The organism is Rhodopirellula sp. JB055 (genome assembly GCF_043100905.1).
Taxonomy (GTDB): Bacteria; Planctomycetota; Planctomycetia; order Pirellulales; family Pirellulaceae; genus Rhodopirellula.
In genome coordinates, this window is the sequence record NZ_JBICHO010000159.1 from 1 (window position 1) to 5,016 (window position 5,016).

Genomic DNA, 5,016 nt, shown 5'->3' on the forward strand with positions numbered 1-5,016 from the left:
AGTCTTTTGCTGCGGCGTCGTGGTTATCGTCACCGACTTGAGTGATTGCAACGGAAGTCAGCTTTGCGATTTGGGCTTGGTCGAGCTGAACGGCTCCAGCACGTCGCATCGCTGCCATCATGTCGTCGAAGACTGAATCGACGACGAAGACTTCTTTTTCAGCGATGCACAACAAGTTGTTGTCGTACGCACCGCCTTGGATGATGCAGCGAGCCGCGTTGTCGAGGTCGGCGGTTTCGTCGACGACAACAGGCGGGTTGCCTGGGCCAGCCACAATGGCTCGTTTGCCACTGTTCAGTGCTGCACGTCCCACGGCGGGACCACCGGTGACACAGATCAACGCGACGTCGCGGTGACCGAACAATTCCGAAGCGCTTTCGAGCGTTGGTTCAGCGATCACGCAGATCAAGTTGTCGATGCCGACTTCGCGAGCGATTTGTTCGTTGAAACGACGGACGCCTTCGACGGCAACCAAGCGACCCGATGGGTGAGGGTTGACGACGACCGCGTTCCCGCCGGCAATCATGCTGACCGCATTGCCGGTGATCGTTGGCAGGCTGTGCGTGACCGGGGTGATCGCGGCGATGACGCCAAACGGGGCTCGTTCGATGATTGCGAGACCGTGGTCGCCGGAGAAGGCTTTGGTTTGCAGGAACTCGGTGCCGGGCGACAGCTCGCCGAGAGCTCGTAGTTTTTCGATTTTGTGTTCGGGGCGGCCGATTCCCGTTTCCCGCATTTCCATCAGGCCAAGTTCTTCGCAGTTCTCAATGCTGATCTTGCGAATGATATCGATCACGCGTTTGCGATCTTCCATCGGACGTTCGCGAAGTTGTTCGAACGCACGACGAGCTGCGGTGACGGCATCCGATGCGTTGCCGAAGATACCGTGGCTGCCTTCGAAGGCGTTCGCCGAATCCGGCACGCCGTGCTCCGATAGACTGGGCATCGGTCCAACTTCCGCGAGCACTTGTGCGACCACGCTGCGAATGGTGTTTTCGTCGAGTTGCATGATGAGAGATGAATGAGGGGTGATGGATTGGATGGGGAAAGCGATCGCACGGGCTAGGTGCTGACTTTCACCTCTTTGGCATCCACGTGAACGGAATCGACCAAGCCGATGACGACCGCGTCGATGGGAAGTGTTTTGGTTTCGGGGGTCAGTCGAGCGCTGCTGCCTTGGCACACCAGCACCAACTCACCTTCGCCAGCTCCCAACGTGTCGACCGCGATGAAAGTGCGTCCCGTTGAGGAAAGCTTTGCACGCGTTTTCTCATCGAGCCGGTAAGGCTCGACAATCAACAGTTTGTGACCGGTCATGGATGCAACCTTTTGGGTGCAAACGACCGATCCGGTGACGCGGGCTAGAAACATGGGAGTGGTGGGTTGAGGTGATGTGTTTGGATGGCGTTGGAATCAAACCAGGTGGAACCTGACCTGCGAATTCATTTGCCAGGTGGGACCTGGCCTACTGGGCGGCGAGAGCGCGAAGGCTTCGCTTGGCCACGATCCATTCTTCGTTGGTGGGCAAAACCAAAATTTGAGTTTTGCTGGATTCGGTGTGCAGGCTTCCTTCGCCACGCATGCCGTCATTCTTGGAGGCATCCAGTTCGATGCCAAAACCTTCCAGGCCCGCACAAACGGCGGCCCGGACAACGTCGCTGTTTTCACCAATTCCTCCGGTGAACACGATCGCATCCAAGCGACCCAACGCGACCATCATTCCGCCGAGGTGTCGACGGATCTCTTCGGTGTAAACACCGAGCGCCAATTTCGCGTCGGCGTTGCCTTCGGAAGCGGCCGACTCGATGTCACGCAAATCCGCCATGCCGCCGGAGAGACCTTTCAGTCCACCTTGGCTGGCCAGTGTTTGCAGGACTTCTTCCAGCGATTGGCTGGTCCGTTCCATGATCAACGGAATCGCGAAAGCGTCGAAGTCGCCCACTCGGTTGTTCTGTGGGACGCCGGTTTGAGGTGTCATGCCCATCGTGGTCATGATGCTCTTGCCGGAATCGATCGCGGTCAGCGAACTGCTTCCGCCCAAGTGGCACGAGATGATCTTGGCGTCGTCGCGACCCAAGACTTCCGCGGCACGTTCGGCAATGAAGCGGTGGCTGGAACCGTGGAATCACCACTTTTGAATTTGCATCTCACGCGTCCATTCCGCAGGGATCGCGTAGGTGCGACGCTCCGGCGAAATCGTGTCGTGAAATTCGGTTTCAAACGCGGCGACCAACGGTAGCTCCGGAAAACGTTGACGTAACAGTTTCATCGCAGCGATGTACGGTGGGTTGTGCGCCGGCGCGGCGGCACTCATTTCGTCCATCGCTTCAAGCACTTCGTCATCGACGACGAAGGTGCCACTTTTGCGTCCACCGTGAACGGCTTTGAAACCGATCGCGGCAACTTCATTGGCCTCTTTCAAACATCCGTTTTCAGGATGGGTCAGTTGGTCCAAGCAGGCTTGAACAGCAACGCCATGATCCGGCACGGGCATCTGCGTTTCTTCGCGAAACGTTTCGCCTTGATGCGATCGCGTCACAATCACTTCGCATTGACTGATGGGTTCGCCAATGCGATCGACGGCCCCGCGAGCGAGCACGCGAGAGTCGGGGGAGGCATTCGCAGATTCATAGTCACCGGACATGTCCAGCAGCTTGTACTTGAAACTGGTCGAGCCCAGATTGGCAACGAGGATCAACATCGAATCACGGTCCTTGTGAAAGAGGTTTCACGCAGCGTGTGTGAACAGGTTGTGAACGTCGCAACCGGATCACACGGCGGCGATCAATTGAAGTAAGCGTTCATCAAGCCTTCGGCTGGACGAGCGATCACGTGGCTGCTGACCAATTCACCGACTTGAGCGGCTGCGGCGGCACCGGCTTCGACGGCTGCGCGGACGCTTCCGACGTCACCGCTGACGACGGTCGTGACCATGCCACCACCGAGGTCGACGCGTTTGACAACAGCGACGTTGGCGGCTTTGGCCATGGCGTCGGTGGCTTCGACCAACGGCAAGAGGCCCTTCGTTTCAATCAAACCAATGGCATCGTTCATTTGAGATTCTCTAAAAGTTGTTTTGGTGAGGTGGGAGACAATCGGGGTGACAGACGCTGCTGTCGCTCGATCACTTTTTGCTGGACGAAGGCAGCTTCATGATCTTTTCCAAATCGCCGTGTGGGCGTGGGATCACTTGAACGCTGACGACTTCGCCGACGCGGCCGGCGGCTGCGGCACCCGCATCGGTGGCAGCTTTGACAGCGGCGACATCGCCGGTGACAAACACGGTTGCCAAGCCAGCACCAATCTTGTCCCAACCAAGGAACTGAACGTTGGCGGCTTTCATCATTGCGTCGGTTGCCTCCACTGCTGAAACGAAACCTTTGGTTTCGATCATGCCGAGGGCTTCACTGATTTTGGCCATCTTTTGAGATACCTAAAAAGGAAAGGGGAAAACGTGAAAGGGTTTGAGTTGGCGGGTTGCCAACGGTTTCAATCACCGGGCCGAACTGGCACCGGCGAGCGGTCTGAGGGAGTGGGTCAGTGCTGGCAAGCACAGCCTGATTTTTTCAGTTCAACGCTGGTGGCAGCGTCGAGGTTGCACGCGTTGCCTTCGTCCGTGTCGATGTGAACTTCCAACTTGGCGGCTTTGTCGGCGCGAACCAAAACGTCTTCGAACGAAACGCTGCAGTCAGGACTGCGAACGGAAAGTTGCATCATGTCTCCATCGGAAACACCGTAGTACTCCGCGTCGGCGAAGTTCATGTGCACGTGGCGAGCGGCGCGGATGACGCCTTGTTCGAGTTGAACGCTGCCGGCGGGGCCGACCAACACGCACCCGGGCGTGCCGTCGATTTTGCCGCTGTGGCGAACGGGTGCGTTGATGCCCAGTGAGATCGAATCGGTCAGTGCCAGTTCAACTTGGCTGGCTCCACGCGTTGGGCCGAGCACGCGAACGCTGGGGAGCATTCGTTTGCGAGGTCCGACGACCATCACGGTTTGCTTGGCCGCGTAGAAGCCATCTTGGTAGAGGTCTTTGTCAGGTTCCAAAACGCTGCCGCGACCGAACAGGATTTCAACATGCTCGTCGGTCAGGTGGCAGTGGCGAGCGGAAATGCTGACACGCAAGTTCGGTTTGCCATCGACCCAACCCAGAGGTTGTTGTCCGGCGGAAGCGACCGACGGGGCTGGCGGTGCCATGCCCGATTGACGGATCGCGTTGCGAACGAGGGATTCAATGCGTGAACGATCGACAGCCAAGCTCATGTGAGGTTCGCGTTGTTCAAGGAGTGGGTGGGGGAGGAGTTCGATGGGGACGCGGCCGGAGCCGGCGTCGATGTTTTGTGCGGTGAATGCGTCTGCGATGACTGAGTCAACGGGGACTGGGCCAAGCGTAGTTGGACACCGGCGGATTCCAGCCACGCTTTCGCGTCAGAATCCAGCCCGTCGTCCGTGACAACCGTGTCGATCTGATGCAATTCGCAAATTCGGCTCAAACTGGTTTTTCCGAACTTGCTGTGGTCAGCCAGCACGATGCCTCGTTCAGCCGAGGCGAGCATCGCCTTTTCGCTTTCCACCAGCATCATGTCGCTGTTGAAAAATCCGCGAGGTGAAACGCCGGCGACGGACAAGAACGCAGTGGTGACGTGAATGTTTGCCAGTTGCGAATCCGCCAGCGGACCAATCGTGATCGAGGTGCGACCGCGAACGCAGCCGCCGATCATGACCAAGTCGATTGAATCACTGGTGGAAAGCAAATGCGCGACTGGCAGCGAATTCGTCACAACCTGCAGCGGTCGATGGATGATCAGACGCGCCAATTCGTAAACCGTGCTACCACCGTCCAGCAAAATCGTGTCGTGGTCGGCGATCAATTCCGATGCGGCTCGGCCGATGGATTGTTTCGCGGCCCAGAAATCGTCGTTCCGGGATTCGAACACACTGATCGTGTCGGAATCGCCCGTCCAGTAGACGCCGCCGTGGGTGCGGCGAGCCAAACCGGCTTCTTCCAGCATTTCC

The 5,016-nt window shown here is 57.9% G+C and carries 6 protein-coding genes and 1 pseudogene; all 7 read right to left on the bottom strand.

What is annotated here, in order from left to right:
- The coding region (locus ACF8AM_RS06515; protein ID WP_392554849.1) for an aldehyde dehydrogenase family protein at nucleotides 1–1,009 on the bottom strand (1,009 nt) is incomplete at its 3' end.
- A gap of 53 nt (nucleotides 1,010–1,062) precedes the next feature.
- The gene (locus ACF8AM_RS06520; protein ID WP_007324359.1) at nucleotides 1,063–1,371 is read right to left on the bottom strand and encodes a EutN/CcmL family microcompartment protein; all 309 of its coding nucleotides are present in this window, start codon (nucleotides 1,369–1,371) and stop codon (nucleotides 1,063–1,065) included.
- Nucleotides 1,372–1,465: 94 nt separating this feature from the next.
- Nucleotides 1,466–2,701, bottom strand: a pseudogene (locus ACF8AM_RS06525) (acetate/propionate family kinase).
- Nucleotides 2,702–2,784: 83 nt separating this feature from the next.
- Entirely contained in the window at nucleotides 2,785–3,054 is a 270-nt protein-coding gene (locus ACF8AM_RS06530) for a BMC domain-containing protein (protein WP_007324357.1), read from the bottom strand.
- A 70-nt stretch (nucleotides 3,055–3,124) separates the two neighbouring features.
- Nucleotides 3,125–3,421, bottom strand: a complete 297-nt coding sequence (locus ACF8AM_RS06535) for a BMC domain-containing protein (protein WP_392554850.1) — start codon at nucleotides 3,419–3,421, stop codon at nucleotides 3,125–3,127.
- Between the two features lie 116 nt (nucleotides 3,422–3,537).
- A complete protein-coding gene (pduL, locus tag ACF8AM_RS06540; RefSeq protein WP_392554851.1) occupies nucleotides 3,538–4,263 on the bottom strand; it encodes a phosphate propanoyltransferase in 726 nt (241 codons plus the stop codon).
- On the bottom strand, nucleotides 4,260–5,016 hold a 757-nt coding region (locus ACF8AM_RS06545), incomplete at its 5' end, for a DeoR/GlpR family DNA-binding transcription regulator (RefSeq protein ID WP_392554852.1). The genes ACF8AM_RS06545 and pduL, both read right to left, overlap by 4 nt.